Origin of the sequence: Leuconostoc citreum (genome assembly GCF_004354555.1) — a bacterium.
Taxonomy (GTDB): Bacteria; Bacillota; Bacilli; order Lactobacillales; family Lactobacillaceae; genus Leuconostoc; species Leuconostoc citreum.
The window spans coordinates 453,568-477,385 of record NZ_PUFH01000005.1 but is presented as its reverse complement, the minus strand read 5'-3'; the positions used below and the strand labels follow the sequence as shown (position 1 = coordinate 477,385).

The window sequence follows — 23,818 nt, the reverse complement described above, 5'->3', positions numbered from 1 at the left end:
TAATAGTAGGGGGCAAAGAATGTTAAAAAAAATAATTAGTGGTGTGATTGTTTTGATTGTTATCGTTGGTGGATTAGTCGTGTGGGGACATAGTAACAAAAAAACGCCGACAACTGTCACAGAGAAGGCGACATCACAATCGCAATCTAAAACCACCATGTCGAGTGAACCGTCAGATAAAAGTATCGCAACGTCTCAGACGGAACAAACGTCACAAGCAACGACAACTGATGCACAACCTAGTGCAAGCAGTAGTGTTGTTGCTAATGGTGCCGGACATGAGTCGGAAGAAAAGCAAATTGCGCAACAATCAAGTCAAGCTGGCCAAATCATGACAGTTGCGGCTGCAAGACAGGCTATGAGGCAAGCAGGGATTGACGATGGTGCATTTTCTAATAACGATATTAATGGCTATATCATCAAGTCAAATGCCGCCAAGCAAGACTTTATTAGTTATCTTAAGTCACAAGGATTTTAATTAAAAAGCAAGTAATCCGTATTAACGGGTTACTTGCTTTTTGTTTTCAAAAATTTTTCTTTCATCTCAGCTAGTTTTTCAGCTTTTGTCAGTTGTGTTTGTTGTGTTGATTTGTATTTAGCGTTAGCTTGTTTTTGTTTAAAATCAATTTGATAACGGCCCATTGTCAATCCTCCTGTTTATTTACTTTATCTAGTATACGTTATTTGCTGAGTTACTGCCATTAAATTGATGTGAACATGATAAAATAACACTAATAACAACGAATCAGTAGGAGTATAAAATGGTTAATTTAGCTGATGTTGCGCGACAAGCGCATGTTTCCAAAATGACAGTTAGTCGCGTCATTAATCACCCAAATCAGGTGTCTGACGAAGTACGTGACTTGGTTAACCAAGCCATTAAGGCGGTAGGCTATCAACCAAATCGAATAGCTAAAGCATTAGTTAATCAGCAAAACTATGTTATTCAATTTATTGTATTAGAAGATATTGCTACCGTTGAACCGAATTATGCCATATTATTATTAGAAATTGCTGAAGTGTTGAATCAAAAAGGCTATACTCTAGAAATTAGTACCATACTGGAACCAAATAGTCACGTTGATGGACTGATTGTTAGTGGCTGGCGTGATTCAGATCTTGAACGTCTATCAGCAATTAATGTGCCAATGGTGCTCTATGGGCAAGCGCCTACATGGTATGATTTACCTTACGTTGATGTGAATAATCGTATGGGAACAAGCTTAGCTACAACACATCTCATTGAAGCAGGATACAAAAAGGTGATTTATATTGGTATGACAATGGCACTCCCTTTTGTATGGGAGCGAGAACAAGGGTATTTGGAAACAATGGCTAAACATCATCTTGTCTCCAGAACTTATGACGTGTCTAATCATTCGCACGATGCAGAAAAGTTAATCCAGAATATTATAGCGCACCTACCAAAAAATACAGGCATTGTTTGCGCTACGGACCGCATTGCGTTAGGAGTTGTCAGAGCATTGAAAGCACAAAGCCAGATACCTGAAAACTATGGTGTTGTCGGATTTGATGGTGTCTTTATTGATCAAATCACATCACCTAAGTTAACCACGATTAAGCAACCATTTCGGCAGTTGGCTAATACTTTAGTGTCTAATTTGCTGAACCAGTTGCATCATAGTGAATTAAAAATGGAGTTAATTCAGCCACGGTTAGTAAAAAGAGATTCAACGCGTCAAGTATAAAAACATGTTATCGTTAACATGTAAAACACTATATCATTTTTTGCAAGACGACTTTATACTAAATTTTGTAAGCGTTTACAAAATTTAGTATAAAGGAGTTTATCATGCGTAATCAACAACGCGGCAAGGGTTTACCAAATTTGCCACTGCGTACAATTTGGATGTTGAGTTTTGGTTTTCTTGGCGTCCAAATGGCCTTTTCACTGCAAAGTTCGCAGATGGGTCGTATTTTTCAGACCCTCGGTGCAGATCCAACAAAACTTGGATTTTTCTTTATTTTGCCACCTTTAGCTGGTCTTTTTGTCCAACCTATTGTGGGTTATTTTTCAGATAGAACTTGGACCAAACGTTTTGGCCGACGAATGCCTTATTTATTGGTGGGTGCATTGGTGTCAGTCATTGTCATGTTTTTATTGCCCAACTCAGGTAGTTTTGGTTTTTCAACTACTGCAGGTCTCTGGTTTGGTGCCATTACAATTTTGTTTATGGACTTGAGTTCGAATGTTGCCATGCAACCATTTAAAATGGTTGTTGGAGATATGGTCAATGAAGAACAAAAATCATATGCTTATGCAATACAAAGCTTTTTATCTAATACGGGGTCTGTATTGGCTACAATTTTCCCTTTTTTACTCACGATAATCGGTGTTGCTAACACGGCAGCAAAAGGTGAAGTACCACCGTCTGTGGTGATTTCATTTTATGCTGGGGCGGTTGTCTTAGTTATCTTTTCGTTAATTGCAGTGTTTAATGTGAAAGAGTACGATGACAAAACTTATGAATTGTATCATGGTTATGCATTAAATGAACCAGAAGACGGGCAATCTGACTTCTTGACTTTGTTAAAACGTGCACCCAAAACATTCTGGCTGGTCACTGTGACACAATTTTTTAGTTGGATGGCTTTTCAATATTTATGGACTTATGGCACAGGAGCTGTCGCTGACAATGTGTTTAACGCTATTAATCCAACAAGTTCCGGCTATCAAAATGGGGGTAACTGGTTCGGTATTTTATCGGCTGTCTATGCTATCTCAGCGGTATTGTGGTCATTAGTGTTGTCTAAGATACCTGCAGGTAAAAATAAATTGGGCTACGCACTATCATTATTTTTAGGTGCTATCGGCTTTGTTTCGGTTTTCTTTATTCACTCGCAGTACGCCCTCATTGGTTCGTTTGTATTAATTGGTGTATCATGGGCGGGTATGATGGCGTATCCATTCATTATGGTCACTAATGCATTACCTGGAGACCATATGGGCACTTATTTGGGTCTGTTTAATGGATCGATTTGTTTACCACAAATCGTTGCCTCAGTTGCCAGTTTCGCAATTTTCCCAGCATTAGGGTCACATTTTCCAACCATGATTTTGGTGTCAGGTTGTTTAATGCTACTTGGCGCACTAAGTGTTGGCTTTATTAAAGAAGCCCAGCATAACATTAATTAGTTTGATATTTATTAGTAAGAAATAAAAGGGGTAGAAATAATGAAACGTATATTTGATATTGATCCTTGGTTAATTACAACGCATGAGCTTAACTCGGAAAATAAACGGTTACAAGAATCAATGACGAGTTTAGGAAATGAATATATGGGTATGCGCGGTATGTTTGAAGAAACCTACTCGGGCGACACGCATCAAGGCATTTATATTGGTGGTGTTTGGTTTCCGGATAAGACACGCGTTGGCTGGTGGAAAAATGGTTATCCAGAATATTTTGGTAAAGCCATCAACGCTTTGAATTTTGTTAAGGCTGATATTTATATTGACGACCAGAAAATTGATTTAGCGCGTAATCCTTTTTCTGATTTTGAGCTTTCTCTCGATATGAAAACAGGGGTCTTGAATCGCACATTTACCGTATTTGGCGTCCAAGTGAAAATTACACGATTGGTTTCAGCTGCGATGAAGGAACTCATGGTCAGTCATTATGAATTTATGTCGCTAGACGGTGTAGCGCATCGTGTGAGGTTTGATGCAACAATTGATGCGGATGTTACTAACGAAGATGCCAATTATGATGAGCAGTTTTGGCAAGTTTTAGCTGCTGGTCATGAACAGCAGACAGCATTTATGGCAACACAAACAATGCCCAATCCTTTCAAGGTACCGCAATTTACGGTGGTGGCACGTCAAAGTTTTCAAGGTGGCACACAACAAGCAGCACACGAAACAGAAAAAGCAGTCACAGATACTTTCAATATTGAGGTGCCAGCTAAAGGACAAGCAAGCTTTGAAAAACGCGTGATTGTGACCACTTCACGCGATTATGATGATTTAACAGCCACGATTGCAGCAAGCCAGCACTTAACTGAAACTATTCAGTCCACCACTTATCAAGAATTGTATCAAGCACACCAAGATGAATGGGCTCAAAGGTGGGCTAAAGCTGATATTCAAATTGTTGGTGACGATGCGGCTCAACAAGGCATTCGTTTTAACTTGTTCCAGCTATTCTCAACTTATTATGGTAATGACCCACGTCTTAACATTGGGCCCAAAGGTTTTACTGGTGAAAAATATGGTGGGGCAACTTATTGGGATACGGAAGCCTTTGCTATTCCGGTTTATTTAGGTGTTGCTGATCCTGCTGTAACGCGGGCGCTATTGCAATATCGATTCAATCAATTAGAAGGGGCGTTCCATAACGCAAAGATGCAGGGACTTAAGGGCGCTTTGTATCCAATGGTGACGTTTGATGGGATTGAATCACATAACGAATGGGAAATTACTTTTGAAGAAATTCACCGTAACGCAACGATTGCTTATGGCATTTACAATTATACTAATATCACTGGAGATCACTCGTGGTTTAACGGTTATGGCGCACAAGTCTTTTATAATATTGCGCGATTTTGGGCTGACCGTGTACATTACGTAACACGTCGAGATTGCTATATGATTCATGGTGTAACTGGACCTAATGAATATGAAAATAATGTCAATAATAATTTTTATACAAACTGGATGGCAAAATGGGTTTTGGGCTATGCAGTATCACACTATGATGAGATTGATAAAGCACAACAGGCAGTATTAAACATTGAATCAAAAGAGCTTGCGCACTGGCAAGACATTGTCGATAAAATGTATTTACCTGAAGCAGATATTGATTTACATGGTAAGAAGACGCACATTTTTGTCCAACATGATACCTTCCTAGACAAAGATTTAACGCCTATTGCCGACATGCCACAAACTATTCGCCCGATTAATCAACATTGGTCTTGGGATCGTATTTTACGATCACCGTACATCAAACAGTCAGATACATTGCACGCGATGTTTTATTTTCCTGATGCTTTTACGACTGAAGAAAAACAGCAGAATTTTGATTTTTATGAACCTTTGACTGTACATGAATCGTCATTGTCGCCTTCGGTTCACTCAGTTCTTGCAGCTGACTTACAAATGGCTGACAAAGCTGTTGAAATGTACGAACGTGCAGCTAGACTTGATTTAGATAATTATAATAATGACACAGCTGATGGTCTACATATTACCTCAATGACAGGCTCTTGGTTAGCTATTGTGCAAGGTTTTGCGGGTATGAGAGTGCGAGAAAATAAATTATATTTGAAACCATTTTTACCAGAAAAATGGCAACAGTATAGTTTTCGTCTAGTATTTAGAGGTCGCGTACTAGAAGTCACTGTTAATCAAAAAGAAACAACAGTGGCATTAATATCAGGCAAAAATTTAACAATTAATTTATTAGGGGCGGATGTTTTTTTGACATCTAAATAGGCCCTACCATGTAGCCATAGCAATTGAAATGCAAACATGACTTGCTAACGTCACAAAGACTTATCACGTGACATATGCAATTAAAGGAGAGCGTATATGAAGTTTGAAAATATTAAGGGTTTCGCATTTGATTTAGATGGGGTCATTGCTGACACTGCTAAATTTCATGCATTGGCTTGGCAAAAAATAGCTGAGGAAGTCGGAACAACTTGGACAACATCTTTGGCAGAGTCATTAAAAGGGGTTAGTCGCATGGCATCGTTGCAGATAATTCTTGATGCTAGTACTCGTTTACTAGCGTTATCAACGGCCGCCAAAAAAGAGCTCGCTGACAAAAAAAATCAACATTACCAGCAACTAATTGTGACACTAACACCAAAAGATATTTTGCCTGGTATGTTGAAATTTATTGATTCTGCCTATGACAATGGCTATAAAATGGCTATTGCTTCGGCATCGAAAAATGCACCACTCATTTTGTCACAACTACAGCTAACTGATTATTTTGATGGGATTGTTGATCCAACGGCCCTAAAAAATGGTAAACCAAACCCAGAAATATTTTTACGTTCAGCAGACATCATGTCATTAGATAATACACAAGTCATAGGTTTAGAAGATGCCACTGCTGGTATTACAGCGATTAACGCTGCTGGACAAACCTCACTTGGTATTGGTAACGCAACAGTTTTATCGGCAGCAAATTTAATTTATCCGTCGACGGAAAGTGTGACACTTGCCAATATTGCACATGATATGAAAAATATATGATATCAAATAAAAAGCACAGTAATATTTGTTAATTCTGTGCTTTTTATGATGCTATGATTTTTTCAACCGTGCCACCAGCTATTAATTTGGTTTCAGTAAAAAGGACAGCGCTTGGCGCTAAAGTTTGTTCGACAAGTGCGGTAATTGCTAGACTACCCATTAAATGAAAATTTTGTTGCACAGTATTAAGTGGTGGTCGTGTCAGCTGGGTTAATTCAGTTCCATCAACGCTAATAATAGAAAAATCAGTTGGGACAACAATCCCAGCATCTTTGGCACCGTTCAGTAAGCCGACACTGATAATATCTGCAGAACCGATAGCAGCAGTAAATGGTAGTGGTGTTTTAAAATGTTTGATTGCTGCTAAACCAGTCTCGTAGTTGTTTTTATCACCCCAAATAAATTCGGGATGATACGGCAGGTTATGTTTGGCCAAAGCTTCAATGAAACCTTGCCGACGCAAGCGCGCTACGATAGGATCCGGCTCGGAAGAACCAATAAGAGCGATGTCACGGTGACCCTTCTGATATAGAAAATCGACAACTTGATGCATCATAGCATAGTTATCCGACGAGATTGATGGAATTTTTGTATTTAATTGGTTAGAAATACTGATTAACTGCACATCGCTACGCGTTAACATCTCCAGCAAGGCATCTGAAGGATCAATAGCTAACATAAAAATTGCCAACACTTGTCGGGATAGCAATGACTGAACTGTCTGTAGTTGACGTACTTCATCACTTTCAATAAAGGTGACCAATAGTTCATAATTTAACTCGTGCGCTTTGGCTTGCATACCCTTAATAATTTCATCGGCAAAGTTCGTATGTTCGGTTGGTACTAAGACACCAACCACGTGGCTCTGCTTTTGTGCTAAATCAGCAGCAGACTGATTTTTTAAATATCCCATAGCTGTTGCAATGGCACGAACGCGCACTGCCGTATCAGCATTAAAACGCCCGCGATTAGTTAAAATACGCGAGACAGAAGCAGGCGAAATACCGGCTTTATTAGCAATGTCTTTTATGGTTACTTTCATATTTTATATTATAAACTAAAAAGGTTGACAGGAATAATGAAAGCGGTTACAATTTAATGCGTAAACGTTTACGCAAATTATTGTTAGTGTTCGATATAAGGCTAAAGGAAGTTAATATGACAGGTGAACAGTGGTGGCAACAAGCAGTTGTCTACCAGATTTATCCAAGAAGTTTTCAAGATAGTAATCATGACGGTATCGGTGATATACCAGGCATTATCGCACGTCTGCCTTATCTGAAGTCATTAGGCGTTCAGGTGATTTGGTTAAGTCCAATCTATGAATCCCCTAATGACGATAATGGCTATGATATTAGCGACTACTGTCGTATTTTACCAGAATTTGGCACCATGGCAGACGTCCAAGAAATGTTTTCAGTTGCACATCGTCTAGGTTTAAAAATCATGATGGACCTAGTTATTAATCATACATCTGATGAACATGCTTGGTTTAAGGCTAGTCGCCAAAGTAAAGATAATCCTTATCGACAATATTATATATGGCGTGATCCGGTCGATGGTCACGAACCGAACAATTGGCAATCAGATTTTGGTGGTTCAGCGTGGGCATTTGATGACACGACGCAACAGTACTATCTTCACCTATTTTCAAAAAAGCAGCCCGACCTAAACTGGGAAAACCCAACATTACGTCACGAAATTTATAGCATGATGACATGGTGGTTAAATCAAGGGGTTGATGGTTTTAGGATGGATGTCATTAACTTGCTATCGAAGCCAGTGCATTTCGTTGATGATCCAAATGTTACAACAGAAAATCATAGCTCATCGATGAATTTTATAGCTAATGGGCCAAAAATTCATGCGTATTTGCAGGAAATGAATCATGAAGTTTTATCAAAATATGACATTATAACAGTTGGTGAAACACCTGGTGTCACAACAAAAGATGCAATTAAATATGCTGGCACGACTGCTAATGAATTACAGATGACTTTTCAATTTGAGCATACCGAAGTCGATAATAGTCGTGAAGGTTTTGGGAAGTGGAGTGATGAGCGATTTAATTTAGTGATGCTTAAGCGCATTTTGTCAAAATGGCAAAATGATTTATATGGCAAAGCTTGGAATAGTCTGTACTGGAACAATCATGATCGCCCTAGAGTTGTTTCGCGATTTGGCAATGACTCTGACCAATATCGTGTGATATCAGCCAAAATGTTAGCGACAACGCTACATTTTATGCAAGGAACCCCTTATATTTACCAAGGTGAAGAAATTGGTATGACGAATGTCAAATGGCCAAGTATTACGCAATACAAAGATATTGATACGCGAAATGCTTACGATGATTTGGTGTTAAAACAAAAGCGCATGACACCTGACAAAATGATGTCCTATATTTACCATTCATCACGTGACAATGCGCGAACACCGATGCAATGGGATAAGACGTTAAACGCTGGTTTTACCGACGATAAGCCCTGGTTACCAGTAAATAACAATTATTCAGAAATCAATGTGTCAGCTGCATTGTCAGATAAACAATCACTTTTCTATTATTACCAAAAATTAATTCACTTAAGGCAAACAATGCCACTTATAACAACTGGCAAATATGTTGTGTTAGATATAGCGGATGACTCAGTTTATGCTTACCGTCGAATAAGCGACGATGCACAGCTCTTAGTTATTAGTAATTTTACAGAAAAGATGCAAAAGCGTCACTATGAGCGACCTGATTCTGCAACTGTGTTGATAAGTAATTATGATGATGATTTGGGCGATACTTTGCGCCCTTACGAAGCCAAGGTATATTTATTTTAAAATCTGAAGTAGTGGCCTGAATAATTGATTCAAGCGAATAAAGTCACTTCAAGAAGGAGAAGAGAATATGTTGCGTAGTACGGTTCAAAAAAGAGGCCAACTACCCATGTTGAGCAGCATGCAGCTGTTTTTGATGACATTTGGGTATGCGGGTGTGCAAGTTGCTTTCTCAGTTCAAACAGGAAACATGGGACGTATTTTCCAAACGTTGGGTTCTGACCCGACAAAGCTAGGTTTTTTCTTTATATTGCCGCCATTAGCAGGAATGATTACTCAACCAGTGATTGGTTTGTTGTCCGATAAAACATGGATTCCAAAGCTAGGAAGACGAATGCCCTATTTGATTGGGGGATGCTTAGTTTCGTTGATTGTGTTATTGTTGTTACCAAATACGGGGTCCTTTGGTTTTGGTTATGGGTCAATGACCGCCTTGTGGTTTGGGGCAGTGACAGTATTGTTCATGGACTTATCAGCTAATGTATCAATGCAACCTTTTAAAATGATTATTCCGGATATGGTTAACGCTGCGCAGACAGATCGCGCTTGGAGCTTACAAAATATTTGGGGAAGTTTAGGCGGCGTCATTGCGTTTGTGTTTCCCTTTATTCTAACTTCGATGGGTGTTGCTAACACGGCAGCACGAGGTGTTGTGCCTGATTCAGTTAAAATATCATTTTATGTTGCTGCAGCGATATTGCTATTATCAACTATTTTTACAATTATGAATGTTAAAGAGTATGATCCAGAAACATTAGCTTATTGTCATGGCTATCAAGCCAACGATAAAGTACGAGAATCATTCGGGGATATTTTAAGACATGCACCAAAAGTTTTTTGGACGTTAGGATTGGTTGAATTTTTCGTTTGGTTCGGTATTCCTTATATGTGGACTTACTCAACGGGTGCCTTGTCAGAGAATATCTGGGGGGTTAGCGATCCAGCATCAGCAGGTTATCAGGCCGCTGGTAATTGGTTTGGTATACTGCAGGCAGTTTATTCAATTGTTGCCATTATCGTTGGTATTGCATTCCAAAGGTTGAACAATCGTACGCGAAAGATGGCATACTTTTTGAGCCTCATTGCTGGTGGTATTGGCTTCATGGTGGTGGCTTATGGTCATACACATGCGTCATCACTTATCGGTTTCGTATTAATTGGTATTGGCTGGATTGCTCTAATTTCAATTCCGTTCACAATCTTAACCAATGCTTTAGATGGCAAGCATGATGGCGTATATCTCGGTTTGTTTAACTGCTTTATTTGTATTCCGCAAATTGTTGCCTCTGTGGCTAGTTTTGTTATTTTCCCAGCAGTTGGAAAATCTATGGCTCATATGTTAGCGATTGCTGGCATCTTTCTGATTATTGGTGGTTGTTTGATTTGGATTGTGAAAGAAGAAAAAACACAAGTGTATACGACAAAAAAGGAGAAATAACATGACAGAAAATATTAAGTGGTGGCAAAAAGCCGTTGTTTACCAAGTTTATCCACGCTCTTTTCAGGATGCAAACGGGGATGGTATTGGTGATTTGAAAGGGGTTGAGCAACATCTGGATTACATCGCAAAACTTGGTGCAGATGTTATCTGGCTGAATCCGGTTTATACTTCACCTGATGAGGATAACGGTTATGATATTTCAGATTATGAAGATATTAATGCAAAATTTGGCAATATGGCAGATTTTGACCGTCTACTGCAAAAAGCACACGATAAGCATATTAAAATATTGATGGATCTAGTTGTTAATCATACTTCTAATCAGCATCAATGGTTCATCGAAAGTCGCAAGTCAAAGGATAACCCTAAACGTGACTTTTACATCTGGCGCGATCCAGTTGCGGGGCATGAACCGAATAACTGGGGATCATTTTTCTCAGGGCCAGCTTGGCAATACGATGACGCAACTGGTCAATACTACTTACACTTATTTGCGGAAGGACAACCCGATTTGAATTGGGTTAATCCGGAAGTACGACAAGCGGTATTTGATATGATGAATTTTTGGGTTGATAAGGGTATTGATGGCTTCAGAATGGATGTTATTTCATTGATTTCAAAGCCAGACGGTTTACCGGATGGTCAAGTGCCGACAGGTGGGGTGTATGGTAATGCCGATAAGGCTGTTGCTAATGGGCCACATGTTCATGACTATTTGAAAGAGATGCGTGACAAGGTGTTAAACCGTGCAGACATGATGACGGTGGGTGAAGCGTCTGGTGTTGACATACAAAATGCTATTCAATATGCCAACCAAGATACATCAGAATTAAATATGGTCTTTCAGTTTGAACATATGGGACTTGATAACAATCCTAACCCTGCTTTAGGAAAGTGGTATGATCAAAAAGTGTCACTAACGGCATTGAAAGAAAATCTCTCTAAATGGCAAAATAAACTTGCTGGTAAAGCATGGAATTCACTTTACTGGGATAACCATGACCAACCACGTGCTGTTAGTCGCTATGGAAATGACACACCAGCTTATCGTGTCATTTCAGCTAAAATGGTTGCGACACTATTGCACTTCATGCAAGGCACACCGTACATTTACCAAGGTGAAGAAATTGGGATGACGAATGCCTATAACTTAAAACGGGAAGATTTTGATGATATTGAAATTAAAAATGCCTTTAAATATTTGATTGACAAAGACAATTTGTTAGACGAAGAAACGATGCTACGTTATGTTCATGCTAAAGGTCGCGACAATGCTCGTACACCAATGCAATGGAATAATAGCGATAATGCGGGCTTTACAACGGGACAACCTTGGCTTAAATTGAACGATAATTATCAAACAATTAATGTGGCAGATGCGCTCGCAGATCCAAAATCAGTCTTTTACTATTATCAGAAATTAATTCAGTTACGGCATGATTTACCAATCATGACAACAGGCAAATACCAGTTATTAGATCCTGAAGACAACGACGTTTATGCTTATCGTCGGATTGGTCAGGGTGAGCAATTATTAGTGATTAACAATTTTACTGATCAAGTATTGACAAGAAACTATAGTGTGCCTGATGATGCTAGGTTGTTAATTGGTAACTATGATGACGATGAAGGTCAAACGTTACGACCTTATGAAGCAAAGGTATACCAATTCTAAGCATAATTTGTGATAAAATCTTGACTTTCTAATAGGGAACATATATGATTAAAATATATATTGAAGCCGATGAATTGGAAAAATCATAGTTTGGACAGATAGAAATTTTGCGGACGATGGAAGCAAAACAACAACTTGGTTTGTGACACCTTGGAGGTCGCTGTTGTATAAGACAGTGCGTGGTTGCGCGATAAGCAGTCTAAGTAATGCGTAAGCATTAACATACAAGGTGGTACCGTGCAAAAGCGCCCTTAGTAACAGATGTTACTAAGGGCGCTTTTTAGGCTTGTAATGATAATAAAGGAGAATCTGTTGTCATTGAAACAGGTGTTTCAATGACAGTAGTTAAATAAAAATGGCAAAACCAACTTTTCAAAAACCAAAAGGAACGGCTGACTTGTTACCCGAACAAACGGCACAATGGCAACATATTGAAAGCATCGCGCGGTTGTTATTTGGTGATTATAACTTTAGAGAAATTAGAACGCCATTATTTGAAAATTTTGACGTCTTTTCCCGGTCAGCCGGAGATACATCCGATGTTGTAACTAAAGAAATGTATGATTTTCATGATAAAGGCAATCGTCACATTGCTTTACGCCCTGAAGGCACGGCAGGGGTAGTGCGCGCCTATGTTGAAAATAAACTGTATGGTCCAGAGTTTGATAAGCCCTACAAGGCCTTTTACATTGGGCCAATGTTTCGTTATGAACGACCACAAGCCGGTCGTTTTCGTCAATTCCATCAAATTGGTGTCGAGGCATTTGGTGCGACGGCACCTGCTCTAGATGTTGAAATTATTGCCATGGCGGTCGACTTCTTTCAAACATTAGGCTTAAAAAATTTAAAGGTAGCAATTAACACACTAGGTGACCAAGCTTCTCGAGAAGCTTACCGAAAAGCACTTATTGCTTACTTGAAACCACACTTTGATGAATTATCGCCAGACTCACAAGCACGATTAGAAAAGAATCCATTACGTGTTTTGGACTCAAAAGACCCGCGTGATCAAGTATTTGTTGAAGATGCGCCTTCTATTCTAGATTTTCTTTCTGATGATTCGAGTCAACATTGGCAAACGGTTCAAGAACTACTGACAGCACTTGATATTACTTTTGAAGTTGACTCGACTATGGTGCGCGGGCTAGATTACTATAATGATACGATTTTTGAGATTATGACAGTTGATGATAGCTTGAAAGGCGCAGCCACAATTGCTGGCGGTGGTCGTTATTCAGGTTTGGTAGCTGAATTTGGTGGGCCAGAAACACCTGGTGTTGGCTTTGGTATTGGCGTTGAGCGCTTAATTAGTTTGCTTGCAGCACAGGGCGTTGCACCTGTAAAAGATGATGGTTTAGATTTTTATGTTGTCAATATTGGGACATCAACAAATGTCGTTGCAACGCAGATTGTACAAGCCATTCGTTCATTTGGCTATGTTGCTGAACGTGATTATCTCGGACGATCTGCCAAGTCACAATTCAAATCGGCCGATCGCCACCATAGTCGTTATGTGGTGACTGTAGGAGAGACTGAGTTAGCAAATCACGTTGCTAATATTAAAAATATGGCAACAGGCATGCAGCAGACTGTGAAATTAGCCGATTTATATACCGATTTACCAACAATTATTGATTCACAAGGAGATGAAGCACAATGAAAAGAACAACATATGCTGGATTAGTTGACGAAAAATATCTTAACCAAACGGTTACCCTGTCGGGTTGGGTTCAGAAACGTCGTGATTTTGGCGATTTGATTTTCGTTGACTTACGTGATCGTGAAGGTATTGTACAATTGACGTTTAATGCGACACATGCTGAGGCGCTTGCAGTCGCTGAGAATATGCGTAATGAGTATGTTATATCGGTTACAGGTCAAGTGGTGCGGCGTGAAGTAAGTCAAATTAATAACAAAATTCATTCAGGTCAAATTGAAATTGATGTCATTGAGGCAGAAATTTTAGCAACGTCAAAAACACCACCATTTTATATTGAAGATAATGTCAATGCTAATGAAGAGCTGAAGTTACAGTATCGTTATTTAGATTTGCGTCGTCCGGAAATGCAAAAGAATTTGCGTATTCGTTCAAAAATCATGTCTAGTGCCATGAACTTCATGGATCAAAATGACTTCATTAATATTGAAACGCCTATTTTAGCCAAATCAACCCCGGAAGGGGCACGTGATTATTTAGTGCCATCACGTATTTTCCCTGGTTCATTTTACGCTTTGCCACAATCACCGCAGCTGTTCAAGCAATTGTTGATGGGTTCTGGCTTCGATCGTTACTTCCAAATTGCCCGTGCTTTCCGTGATGAAGATTTACGTGGCGATCGTCAACCAGAATTTACGCAAATGGATGTCGAGACATCATTTATGTCAGCAGAAGAAATTCGTGAATTAGTCAATGCATGGGTTAAGGCTATGATGTCTGATGTCGTTAATTTTGATTTAGATACAACAAAGATTCCAACATTAACTTGGCAAGAATCAATGGATCGTTTTGGAACAGATAAACCAGATTTGCGTATTGCTTATGAATTAAAAGACGTTTCAGAAACTGTCAAATCATCTGAATTTGGTGTGTTTGCTAAAGCTGTCGAAGCCGGTGGTGTTGTGAAAGCGATTGCTGTACCGGGTGGCGCAGAAAACTATTCTCGCAAAGACATCGACAAAATGGCGCAATACATTGAACGCTTCGGCGCTAAAGGCCTGGCCTGGCTTAAAGTAACCGATGAAGGTATTTCAGGACCTATTGCAAAGTTTTTCCCTAATCATGCAGCATTATTACAGGTTACCGGTGCAAAGCCAGGCGACTTACTGCTATTTGGTGCTGGTCGAAACGATATTGTTGCGGCAACCTTAGATTACTTACGTCGTCAAACCGCTAAAGATTTGAATTTGATTGATATGACAAATCCATGGGCATTTGCTTGGATTGTAGATTGGCCATTATTTGAATATTCTGAAGATTTTGATCGTTGGATTGCTGCGCATCATCCATTTACAATGCCAAATGAAGAAGATTTGCATTATCTTGACGATGGTGAGGATCCACATCAAGCTCATGCACAAAGTTATGATTTAGTATTAAATGGTTACGAACTTGGTTCTGGTTCAATCCGTATTCATCGCATGGATATACAAGAAAAAATGCTCAAAGCACTTGGATTTACACCGGAAGCTGCTCATGAAGCATTTGGGTTCTTGCTTGAAGGTATGACGTTTGGGTTCCCACCAATGGGCGGTATTGCACTTGGTTTGGACCGATTAGCCATGTTATTGGCAGGCCAAGAAAATATTCGTGAAGTGATTGCCTTCCCAAAGAATTCTCGTGCCACAGAACCAATGACGCAAGCACCAACCCGTGTTGACCACAAACAATTAAATGATTTGGGATTGTTTGTATCAGACGTTGAATAGTTTCTAATAATTGTGGTAGGACTTTAGTTCTGCCTGTGATATAGTGAGTATATAGACAAGAGGGATGTACGTGAACGTACGAAAATAATGCAAAAATTTTTTCACAACTTTATGAAAAACCAATATGCGGGTCGACTTGGCGGCGCAATCTTTTATGGCGTGATTGTCGCCTTCGCTATGAATTATTTTTGGCGACCGGGTCATATTTATTCATCTGGATTTACAGGATTTGCCCAGTTAGTGTCGACCTTATCAGGGGGCAGAGTACCTGTTGCGTTAGCACTGGCACTTGTCAATCTACCGATGTTGGTAATTGCATGGGTGAAGCTTTCTTGGCGATTTGCGACATTTACAACGTTAGCCGTGTTGCTTAGTGCGGCGTTGATGCCAGTATTTGATACAACGCGTATACTAACGCCTGACCCGTTAATTAACGCGATGTTTGGTGGCGCCTTAAACGGTATGGCCGTTGGTACCGCATTACGTTATGGTGTGGGAACTGGCGGATTAGATGTGATTGGCATTTTGGTTAAGAAAAAGTTTGGCTTCAAGATGGGACCTGTTAATCTTGGTGTGAACGCGCTAATCATGATAGGTGCTGGTTTGACTTATGGTTGGAAGTACGCTTTGTATTCCATTGTTGGTGTGATTATCAGTTCACGTATGATTGATGCTTTTTATACTAGACAACAGCAAATGCAGGTTATGATTATCACAACAAAACCTGATCAAATGGTCCAAGGTATCTATGATAAAATGCGGCGTGGTGTCACAATCATTAACGACGCGCGCGGTGGTTATACGGGTGAAGGGCGTTATGTTTTGCTTACTGTTATTACCCAGCAAGAACGTTATGAACTACGTGAGGCGATTAAATCTGTTGATGAAAAAGCATTTTCTTCGACATGGAAAATTGAACACACAGTTGGTCGATTTTATGAGCCGGAGCTATAAAAAAAGCAGAATCTGATGATTCTGCTTTTTTATTACTTACGATTTTCCAGCAAATTTTCTATGCGCTAATGTACCAAAAATCAAGGTGAAAATAATTGCGCCGATGGCTGGCATTCTTGAGTCGGATTGGAAAAAGAGGCTCACATAAATAGCAGCGAAGAATAATAAAGTGAGCGGGCTCGTTAATGAATAAGCGGGCATGGTAAAGCCATTAGGTAGGTAGTCAGATGATGCGCGGAATTTTCGGTGTGCATACATCGTCATTGCGTAGACAATAATATACATGTTTGAAGAGACGGCGGTAATGAAGCTAAATGATGATGTGATTTGGGGAATGGCGTTGATGACTGGAGACAATAAAACTAAAGTGGCAGTCAGCAAAATTGCATTTGCAGGCACACCGTGTTTAGAAATTTTTTCAAATCTTGACATCACAGGAATATGCGATTCTTGTGCTAATTGATAGAAGTGTCGTCCCGCAGAATAGATAGCAGAATTTAAAGCAGAAGCAGCTGAGGTCAATACGACAAAGTTAATTACAGCGGCGGCGGCCTTGAAACCAGCCAATTGAAAGACCATAACAAAGGGACTTTGTTCAGGCGTTTTGGCAATAACATGCCAGTCAATAATGGACATAATAATCGTCATAGCACCAAGATAGAAGATTAAAATACGTAAAATAATTGTATTGATTGCACGCGGTAACACGCCGCGAGGGTTTTCTGTTTCTGCGGTTGTAATACCAACGAACTCCATTCCTTGAAAGGCAAAGAATACCATTGGGAAAGCAGCGAAAAACATAGCAGGGCCATTTGGAAATAATGAAAAATGATGCGTAATATTGCCAAATGATGCAACCGTATTACCACCCGACGCAGGGGCTTTAAATCCAGTAAAAATTAGGAAGAGACCAGTAACAATCATAGCGATAATAGCAATAATTTTAATCATGGCAAACCAATATTCGGTTTCTCCAAAAACTTTAACAGCAACCAAATTCACCAGTGTCAGAATAGCTAAAAAGAAAATTTGGATTAACCATGTTTGCCATGTCGGAAACCAGAATTTAACATAAGTTGAAACAGCTGTAAGCTCGGCCATGGCAACGAATGTCAGACCAATCCAATAAGACCAGCCCGCAAAGTAGCCAGCACCTGGACTGACGTATTTACTGATGAAGGCAACGAAAGTGTGTTGAGAAGGATCAGCATACAACATTTCGCCAATACCACGCATCATCAGAAAGAAAAATAGACCTAAAATAGCATAAACAATTAAAATTGAAGGTCCTGTCTTGGCGATTGAGTTACCTGCACCAAGAAATAAGCCAGTGCCAATTGTGCCACCTATGGCAATCATTTGCACATGTTTCTTTTTTAATCCACGTTTTGTGCCGTCTGCGTTGATTGCTAAATCTGAATATTCAATCATAAAAAGCCCTCCGTCATAAAGCATATGATATCGTGTTGTTTAACAATATTAACATGACATAGTCTCTTGAAGTGTCTAAAGTTAACAATTTATTAATTCGTTTTTGTTAAATCTGCACAATCACAATAGCATCAAAGCCAATCTAATATCTAGCAGCACATCGGGCATTTCTAAATCGACCCCGAGTATATCACTAACACGTTTAAGTCGATAAGTTATTGTATTGCGGTGTACAAATAAGGTTTTGGCAACCGCAGTGACATTTTGGTGTAAAAAAATATATGTCTTCAAGGTATCAAGCAATTCAGAATTACTAAGAATAGGGCCTAGTGTTTGCTCGATAAATGTTTGCGATTCTTGCTCTGGGAGGAGATGTAACAATTCTTCGGCACTTTTTGGACGGAAGCGCATGATTGGCTGTTGTATAGAAGTTAGTTTTAATGCATGATTGGCTTGACTGTATAACTCGGCTAAATTATGAATTGATTCAGATATTCTAGAAAAGCCTATTCGTAGCGGGTGATGCAAAGTTTGCTGCGCAGACAAAAAATGACGTAAAGCTGTCAAAAATTCTTGTGGTGCAATGGTTTCATGCATGAGTAAAACAAGTTGTTGACGATGTGAGAAAGTTAAAACGTGCCAATGAAATTCTTGTATAAACCAACGTGTTAATTGTTGACGAATATCGAGTTGATGAGATTCAATAATTTTTTCTTTTTCCGCAAAGTCGACAATTGCGACACGAAAATGCTGTTTACTATCAATTTTTGCTTCATACAAATAATTGTCAATGGCTTCAGTGTTAAGACCACCCTGCATCACATTTAAAAAGAACCCAGAACGATTACGAAATGCAGTTTCGTTTAATAAGTCTGTCCGTGAATTAGCTAAGCCAAGTGTGTTCATGACTTGTTGTCGTTTAAGAATTTGAAAGCTAGAAGGTTCATCCTCGTTCACTACAAAGGCAGCAAAAGCTTTATTTTCATTCAATGCTGAAAAAATGGGTAAGATATCAATCGCGCGGTGGTTAAAAGTGACACGTGTAGGTGTAGTTAAGTTAAGATAATCAATTTTAGAGTCATGGCGTAAAAAGTGTGTTAAAAATTCACGTTGCGCAACCCATTCACTGCTGGCGTACAGTGCGGTAAAGTGAGCATTAAGTAGGGCCAATGATGTATCTAAAATATGTGCACTTTGGTCTAGTAAATGTTGGTACGTAATGTTTTGTGCGTTTAGATCAGATAATTGTTGATTAATTGAGATAATTTGTTTGAGCTCGGTGTTTTGTGTTGCCAATATAACGGCGGTAAGACGTTTTACAGTAAGCGACAAAAAATCACTTGCAGGTGTCCACAATATTGGTATATTGAGTTCATCAGCTAACTTCAGAATATTGGCTGGTATCGTTGTCATATAACGGCCTTTTTTAATCGCAATACCACTCGCGTTATTTTTGGCCATACCAATTATGAGGTCTCGTAAAAGCGATGGTTGCTGTTGAAAATGGTAACCAGAAGTTACCAATAATTGACCGTCAAATAAGAAGTCCGTAATGTCTGGGGCATCAATCATGCCGACCTGAGAAACATCTCGTGTTAGTCCGTCAAAGCCAGCAACAACTCTGATATTGGCTAAGACCTTGTGATTGAGCATCTCATTTAATTTCATATTCTCACCTCACATTAGTTTTTTCTTATTCTACTCTTATTATCCAATGTGCACAAATTTAATCAGTTTATGCTGCACTTTGCATGACACTCTGCTTTTCATAAGCGAATAAGTTGCGCTATAATGATTAAAAGGAGTGTACCTTATGCGAACTGAAAAGAAGATTATAAGTAATGTATTAAAGGGTTCTTTGGGTAATCTCATTGAATGGTTTGATTGGTATGTTTATGCCTCATTTGCCGTTTATTTTGCACCATCGTTTTTCCCAGCACATGATAAAACGGCAGAGCTATTGAGCACGGCAGCAGTCTTTGCCATTGGTTTTTTGATGCGACCTTTAGGCAGTTTAATTCTAGGTAAATATGCTGATCAACATGGCCGTCGAGCGGCTTTAACCTTATCAGTTTTGATTATGGCTGCTGGGTCATTTGTGATTGCTATTACGCCTAGCTATGCCAAAATCGGTATTCTCGCACCAATTATTTTGGTGTTAGCGCGATTATTCCAAGGTTTATCCTTGGGTGGTGAGTATGGCACCTCAGCGACTTATTTGTCAGAAATGGCTAGCCCAGGACATCGCGGTTTTTATGCGTCGTTTCAATATGTCACTCTAATTAGTGGGCAGTTAATTGCCTTAGGGGTTCAGATTGTGTTGCAAATGACCTTATCTGAAAGCACTTTGCTACAGTGGGGCTGGCGTATACCTTTTGTAATTGGTGCGTTGGGTGCTATTATTGTGTTATTTCTTCGTCTTAGTATGGAAGAATCAGATCAATTTACCGCACAAGAAAACCATGATAAAGGGCAGTTGCGGGCATTGCTACGCTACCCTAAAGCTGTGCTGACAGTTGTTGGTCTAACATTGGGGGGAACCATTGCGTTTTATACGTATACGACTTATCTTCAAAAATTTATGATTAACACTGTGGGATTGCCTAAACAAGAGGTCACTTGGATTAACTTTGCAGCATTATTTATCTTTATGATGATACAGCCTATTGCCGGAGCGTTATCAGATAAAATTGGTCGTAAACCTTTATTATTCTGGTTTGGTGGCCTCGGCACGCTCTTCACGATTCCTATTTTTACTGCATTATCACACACAAAAAATGGCTGGGTTGCTTTTGGCTTGATGTTAGCTGGGCTTGTGATTGTTAGTGGTTACACATCAATTAATGCCATTGTCAAAGCAGAGATGTTTCCAACAGAAATTAGGGCATTGGGTGTTGGCTTACCTTATGGATTAACAGTTGCCATATTTGGCGGAACTGTTGAATATCTTGCTTTATATTTAAAGAAAATTCAGCATGAATCTTTGTTTTTTGTTTACGTAACAGTGGTTATTGCGATTAGTTTAATTGTTTATTGGCGAATGTCTGACACAAAGCATACATCCACCTTAGATGCACGATAGATTGAGAGGGCACCAAAGCTAACGCAATCGATTGAAAATGTCATTGACACCAGAAGATATTATTGATAAAATTAATAAGTATTTACAGCATGTCGTTAAAACGAAATAAAATGCGAGAAAGGAGGGTTATCACATGGCAAAGGTCATCGTACGTAAGAACGAATCTTTGGATGATGCATTGCGTCGCTTTAAGCGCGGTGTTTCAAAGGACGGTACTCTCCAAGAATACCGTAAGCGCGAATTCTATGTTAAGCCTTCAGTTGCTCGTAAATTGAAGTCTGAAGCAGCACAAAAGCGTAACAAGAAGAAGGGCCGTTAATTGGTTCTAAACGTCACTTAGGTGGCGTTTTTCTTTTGTATTCTATGTTAAAATAAAGGCATACAAACTAGAAAGAAGAAATATAATGAGCTTATTAGAAACACTAAACGCTGATATGAAGCAAGCAATGAAGAATAAGGACAAGGAGGCTTTATCTGTCATTCGAATGGTTAAATCAACGGTGATGAATGAGGAAATTAATTTAGGGCACACTTTGACAACGGATGAAGAATTAACTGTTTTGTCACGTGAGGTTAAGCAACGTCATGACTCCCTTTCTGAATTTGAAAAAGGTAATCGTGAAGATTTAGCGGCAGGTATTCGTAGCGAACTTGATGTATTATCTAAGTACTTGCCAAAGCAGCTATCTGATGATGAAGTGAAAGCCATTATTCAAGAAGCGATTACGCAGACAGGTGCTACAACACCCAAAGATATGGGAAAAGTTATGGGGATTGTTACACCCCAAGTTAAGGGGAAGGCAGATGGCAAGTTAGTTGCTAACTTGGTCAAAGCGGCATTGGCATAAGCGTTTATAAGTATGTAGGTAAAATCGGCTCAGCCGATTTTTTAGCATAATGTCAACAAGACATGTTAAACTAAAGTATTAAAGAAAAACGCGTGAAGTTGCGCGTCAGAGGAAAAAATAATGACGAACCCAACAGTTGGCGAAATAATCAAAGCCCAAGTAACAGATGAAAATGACGCCTATTTTTTTGCCCAAGTAGACGGTTACACATACGAAGTAGATAAACTCGAACTAGAAAAGCCGCTAAAATTAGGTGGTTTTGTGACGGGTTTTGCTTACGAAAACGAAAATCATAAGTTGCAGATTACAAAAAAAATACCCACAGTGCAAAAAGACAGTTATGGCTGGGGCACAGTCGTCGCTACGCGCCATGACTTAGGTGTGTTTGTAGCTATCGGTTTACCTAATAAAGATTTGGTTGTTTCATTAGATGATTTACCAACGATAACCACATTGTGGCCACAAAAAGGTGACCGCCTGATGGTGGCAATGAAATCTGATAGTAAGGGACGTTTGTGGGGCGAGATTGCACAGCAATCGATTTTTGATGCCGTTTCACGACGCGCACCAGAAGAAATGAAATCTAAAAAGGTGAAAGCAACCGTTTATCGTAACAAAATTGCGGGAACACTCATTGTGACAGAAGAGTACTATCTTGGCTTTATTCATCCTTCGCAACGATACGATGAACCCCGCTTAGGTCAAGTTGTTGACGCGCGAGTAATTGGCGTTCGAGAAGATGGCAGCTTGAATCTATCTGTTAAGCCATTAGCGTATAAGACAATGGATGAAGATGCGCAATTCTTACTGCTACAGTTACAACGTCGTGCTGATCATTTTCTACCTTTTAATGATAAAAGTGCCCCTGAAGCGATTAAAAAGCAGTTTGGCTTTAGTAAAAGTCAATTTAAACGGGCACTGGGTCATTTATATAAAGCACGTTTAATTACGCAAGTGGATCAAGGTATTCAGTTAGTTGAAAGTGATGACACAACAAATTGAAGATGCAATTTCGGATTATATACACTACATTCGAATCGAACGTGGGCTATCCGAAAATACCATTACAAGTTATCGTCAGGATTTGAATCAATTCGGTATGTATTTATCCCAAGAGCATTTACTATTGGGAGAAGTTGATCATATCGTTGTTTTGTCGTGGTTAAATCGCTTACGAACAAACGGTAAATCCAACAGTTCAGTCATCCGAATGGTCACCTCTTTACGTCGTTTTTTTGGCTATCTCACTCAGGAAAATATGATTACGCATAATCCAATGAGTCATGTAAAGCCGCCTAAGAAAGCCGCACATTTACCCGCAGTTTTAAGTTTTGAAGAAATTGATACACTTTTAGGCGTGCCAGTACCTAGTACACCTTTGGGAATGCGAAATCGGACCTTATTAGAGGTGATGTACGCTACAGGTTTGCGTGTGAGTGAGCTAGTTAATCTGAAAATGAGTGATTTACATATACAATTAGGTCTCATTCAGACGCTTGGTAAGGGCGATAAAGAACGGATTATACCAATCGGTGAAGTGGCAGTTGATTGGTTAGAACGATACTTTGCTGGTGCTCGTTTAACGCTGTTAAAAGCGCAAGAATCACCTTACGTATTTGTTAATGATCGTGGTGGTCAGTTAACAAGGCAAGGTGTTTGGAAGATTATTAAAAAATTGGTACTGGAAGCTGGCATTACAAAAGATGTTTCACCGCATACATTGCGTCATTCTTTTGCAACGCATATTCTTGAAAATGGTGCTGATTTACGTATTGTGCAAGAGTTATTAGGCCATGCCGACATTTCGACAACTCAAATATATACTCACATTTCAAAAAAGCGATTAAGTGAAGTATACGATGAGTACCACCCACGCGCATAAACAGGGTCATCTAGTAGTGATACA

Annotated in this window: 20 protein-coding genes; 16 read left to right on the top strand and 4 right to left on the bottom strand. The window is 39.4% G+C overall.

Features of this window, described 5'->3' with window-relative positions; all coding sequences use genetic code 11:
* Positions 1 to 19: 19 nt before the first annotated feature.
* Complete coding sequence (locus C5L21_RS06745) at positions 20 to 478, top strand: hypothetical protein (RefSeq protein ID WP_004904090.1); 459 nt, start codon at positions 20 to 22, stop codon at positions 476 to 478.
* 29 nt (positions 479 to 507) lie between these two features.
* On the opposite strand, the gene C5L21_RS09580 is transcribed toward C5L21_RS06745, so the two are convergent.
* Entirely contained in the window at positions 508 to 642 is a 135-nt protein-coding gene (locus C5L21_RS09580; protein WP_004899940.1) for a hypothetical protein, read from the bottom strand.
* Between the two features lie 119 nt (positions 643 to 761).
* Here C5L21_RS09580 and C5L21_RS06740 point away from each other — a divergent pair, with 119 nt between their 5' ends.
* The 4 genes from C5L21_RS06740 to pgmB all read left to right on the top strand — a co-directional run bounded on the left by C5L21_RS06740 (position 762) and on the right by pgmB (position 6,229).
* Entirely contained in the window at positions 762 to 1,709 is a 948-nt protein-coding gene (locus C5L21_RS06740) for a LacI family DNA-binding transcriptional regulator (RefSeq protein ID WP_085698935.1), read from the top strand.
* Between the two features lie 104 nt (positions 1,710 to 1,813).
* Entirely contained in the window at positions 1,814 to 3,157 is a 1,344-nt protein-coding gene (locus C5L21_RS06735; RefSeq protein ID WP_085698937.1) for an SLC45 family MFS transporter, read from the top strand.
* A gap of 39 nt (positions 3,158 to 3,196) precedes the next feature.
* Positions 3,197 to 5,458, top strand: coding sequence for a glycoside hydrolase family 65 protein (locus tag C5L21_RS06730; RefSeq protein WP_004907225.1), 2,262 nt, complete (start codon positions 3,197 to 3,199; stop codon positions 5,456 to 5,458).
* A gap of 96 nt (positions 5,459 to 5,554) precedes the next feature.
* A complete protein-coding gene (gene pgmB, locus C5L21_RS06725; protein WP_004907223.1) occupies positions 5,555 to 6,229 on the top strand; it encodes a beta-phosphoglucomutase in 675 nt (224 codons plus the stop codon).
* A 43-nt stretch (positions 6,230 to 6,272) separates the two neighbouring features.
* On the opposite strand, the gene C5L21_RS06720 is transcribed toward pgmB, so the two are convergent.
* A complete protein-coding gene (locus tag C5L21_RS06720; protein WP_004907221.1) occupies positions 6,273 to 7,271 on the bottom strand; it encodes a LacI family DNA-binding transcriptional regulator in 999 nt (332 codons plus the stop codon).
* 116 nt (positions 7,272 to 7,387) lie between these two features.
* Between C5L21_RS06720 and C5L21_RS06715 the strand changes: the two genes are divergently transcribed.
* The 6 genes from C5L21_RS06715 (at position 7,388) to C5L21_RS06690 (ending at position 16,551) form a co-directional block, all read left to right on the top strand.
* On the top strand, positions 7,388 to 9,058 hold the full coding sequence (locus tag C5L21_RS06715; RefSeq protein ID WP_085698938.1) for a glycoside hydrolase family 13 protein: 1,671 nt from the start codon (positions 7,388 to 7,390) through the stop codon (positions 9,056 to 9,058).
* A gap of 67 nt (positions 9,059 to 9,125) precedes the next feature.
* Entirely contained in the window at positions 9,126 to 10,493 is a 1,368-nt protein-coding gene (locus C5L21_RS06710) for an MFS transporter (protein WP_004907216.1), read from the top strand.
* Between the two features lies 1 nt (position 10,494).
* Positions 10,495 to 12,171: a glycoside hydrolase family 13 protein gene (locus C5L21_RS06705; RefSeq protein WP_004907215.1), complete on the top strand. Its 1,677-nt coding sequence runs from the start codon at positions 10,495 to 10,497 to the stop codon at positions 12,169 to 12,171.
* Between the two features lie 355 nt (positions 12,172 to 12,526).
* Positions 12,527 to 13,831 carry a histidine--tRNA ligase gene (hisS, locus tag C5L21_RS06700; protein ID WP_004904074.1) on the top strand — a complete coding sequence of 435 codons (1,305 nt, stop codon included), beginning with the start codon at positions 12,527 to 12,529 and terminating at the stop codon, positions 13,829 to 13,831.
* The gene (aspS, locus tag C5L21_RS06695) at positions 13,828 to 15,597 is read left to right on the top strand and encodes an aspartate--tRNA ligase (RefSeq protein ID WP_085698940.1); all 1,770 of its coding nucleotides are present in this window, start codon (positions 13,828 to 13,830) and stop codon (positions 15,595 to 15,597) included. Before hisS ends, aspS begins: the two co-directional genes overlap by 4 nt.
* An 87-nt stretch (positions 15,598 to 15,684) precedes the next feature.
* Entirely contained in the window at positions 15,685 to 16,551 is an 867-nt protein-coding gene (locus C5L21_RS06690) for a YitT family protein (RefSeq protein WP_004904072.1), read from the top strand.
* Between the two features lie 36 nt (positions 16,552 to 16,587).
* Here C5L21_RS06690 and C5L21_RS06685 read toward each other — a convergent pair whose 3' ends face one another.
* Positions 16,588 to 17,982 (bottom strand): amino acid permease, encoded by a 1,395-nt coding sequence (locus C5L21_RS06685; protein ID WP_004904071.1) that lies wholly within the window; start codon positions 17,980 to 17,982, stop codon positions 16,588 to 16,590.
* A 120-nt stretch (positions 17,983 to 18,102) separates the two neighbouring features.
* On the bottom strand, positions 18,103 to 19,650 hold the full coding sequence (locus tag C5L21_RS06680) for a PucR family transcriptional regulator (protein WP_004907208.1): 1,548 nt from the start codon (positions 19,648 to 19,650) through the stop codon (positions 18,103 to 18,105).
* Positions 19,651 to 19,795: 145 nt separating this feature from the next.
* On the opposite strand from C5L21_RS06680, the gene C5L21_RS06675 reads away from it, so the two are divergent.
* The 5 genes from C5L21_RS06675 (at position 19,796) to xerD (ending at position 23,794) form a co-directional block, all read left to right on the top strand.
* Positions 19,796 to 21,064 (top strand): MFS transporter, encoded by a 1,269-nt coding sequence (locus tag C5L21_RS06675; protein WP_004899904.1) that lies wholly within the window; start codon positions 19,796 to 19,798, stop codon positions 21,062 to 21,064.
* Positions 21,065 to 21,197: 133 nt separating this feature from the next.
* The gene (gene rpsU, locus C5L21_RS06670; protein WP_004899901.1) at positions 21,198 to 21,383 is read left to right on the top strand and encodes a 30S ribosomal protein S21; all 186 of its coding nucleotides are present in this window, start codon (positions 21,198 to 21,200) and stop codon (positions 21,381 to 21,383) included.
* Positions 21,384 to 21,468: 85 nt separating this feature from the next.
* Entirely contained in the window at positions 21,469 to 21,912 is a 444-nt protein-coding gene (locus C5L21_RS06665) for a GatB/YqeY domain-containing protein (protein ID WP_004899894.1), read from the top strand.
* Between the two features lie 120 nt (positions 21,913 to 22,032).
* A complete protein-coding gene (locus C5L21_RS06660; RefSeq protein WP_004899892.1) occupies positions 22,033 to 22,914 on the top strand; it encodes a CvfB family protein in 882 nt (293 codons plus the stop codon).
* Positions 22,898 to 23,794, top strand: coding sequence for a site-specific tyrosine recombinase XerD (gene xerD, locus C5L21_RS06655; RefSeq protein WP_004899891.1), 897 nt, complete (start codon positions 22,898 to 22,900; stop codon positions 23,792 to 23,794). Before C5L21_RS06660 ends, xerD begins: the two co-directional genes overlap by 17 nt.
* The last annotated feature ends 24 nt before the right edge of the window (positions 23,795 to 23,818 follow it).

Excerpts from the sequence above, each read along its gene's own strand:
- aspS (WP_085698940.1), top strand. The coding sequence starts at position 13,828 with ATGAAAAGAACAACATATGCTGGATTAGTTGACGAAAAATATCTTAAC.
- C5L21_RS06665 (WP_004899894.1), top strand. The coding sequence starts at position 21,469 with ATGAGCTTATTAGAAACACTAAACGCTGATATGAAGCAAGCAATGAAG.
- C5L21_RS06675 (WP_004899904.1), top strand. The coding sequence starts at position 19,796 with ATGCGAACTGAAAAGAAGATTATAAGTAATGTATTAAAGGGTTCTTTG.
- C5L21_RS06745 (WP_004904090.1), top strand. The coding sequence starts at position 20 with ATGTTAAAAAAAATAATTAGTGGTGTGATTGTTTTGATTGTTATCGTT.
- C5L21_RS06710 (WP_004907216.1), top strand. The coding sequence starts at position 9,126 with ATGTTGCGTAGTACGGTTCAAAAAAGAGGCCAACTACCCATGTTGAGC.
- C5L21_RS06690 (WP_004904072.1), top strand. The coding sequence starts at position 15,685 with ATGCAAAAATTTTTTCACAACTTTATGAAAAACCAATATGCGGGTCGA.
- C5L21_RS06740 (WP_085698935.1), top strand. The coding sequence starts at position 762 with ATGGTTAATTTAGCTGATGTTGCGCGACAAGCGCATGTTTCCAAAATG.
- C5L21_RS06705 (WP_004907215.1), top strand. The coding sequence starts at position 10,495 with ATGACAGAAAATATTAAGTGGTGGCAAAAAGCCGTTGTTTACCAAGTT.
- C5L21_RS06660 (WP_004899892.1), top strand. The coding sequence starts at position 22,033 with ATGACGAACCCAACAGTTGGCGAAATAATCAAAGCCCAAGTAACAGAT.
- C5L21_RS09580 (WP_004899940.1), bottom strand. The coding sequence starts at position 642 with ATGGGCCGTTATCAAATTGATTTTAAACAAAAACAAGCTAACGCTAAA.
- hisS (WP_004904074.1), top strand. The coding sequence starts at position 12,527 with ATGGCAAAACCAACTTTTCAAAAACCAAAAGGAACGGCTGACTTGTTA.
- C5L21_RS06715 (WP_085698938.1), top strand. The coding sequence starts at position 7,388 with ATGACAGGTGAACAGTGGTGGCAACAAGCAGTTGTCTACCAGATTTAT.
- rpsU (WP_004899901.1), top strand. The coding sequence starts at position 21,198 with ATGGCAAAGGTCATCGTACGTAAGAACGAATCTTTGGATGATGCATTG.
- C5L21_RS06680 (WP_004907208.1), bottom strand. The coding sequence starts at position 19,650 with ATGAAATTAAATGAGATGCTCAATCACAAGGTCTTAGCCAATATCAGA.
- C5L21_RS06735 (WP_085698937.1), top strand. The coding sequence starts at position 1,814 with ATGCGTAATCAACAACGCGGCAAGGGTTTACCAAATTTGCCACTGCGT.
- C5L21_RS06720 (WP_004907221.1), bottom strand. The coding sequence starts at position 7,271 with ATGAAAGTAACCATAAAAGACATTGCTAATAAAGCCGGTATTTCGCCT.
- pgmB (WP_004907223.1), top strand. The coding sequence starts at position 5,555 with ATGAAGTTTGAAAATATTAAGGGTTTCGCATTTGATTTAGATGGGGTC.
- C5L21_RS06685 (WP_004904071.1), bottom strand. The coding sequence starts at position 17,982 with ATGATTGAATATTCAGATTTAGCAATCAACGCAGACGGCACAAAACGT.
- xerD (WP_004899891.1), top strand. The coding sequence starts at position 22,898 with ATGACACAACAAATTGAAGATGCAATTTCGGATTATATACACTACATT.
- C5L21_RS06730 (WP_004907225.1), top strand. The coding sequence starts at position 3,197 with ATGAAACGTATATTTGATATTGATCCTTGGTTAATTACAACGCATGAG.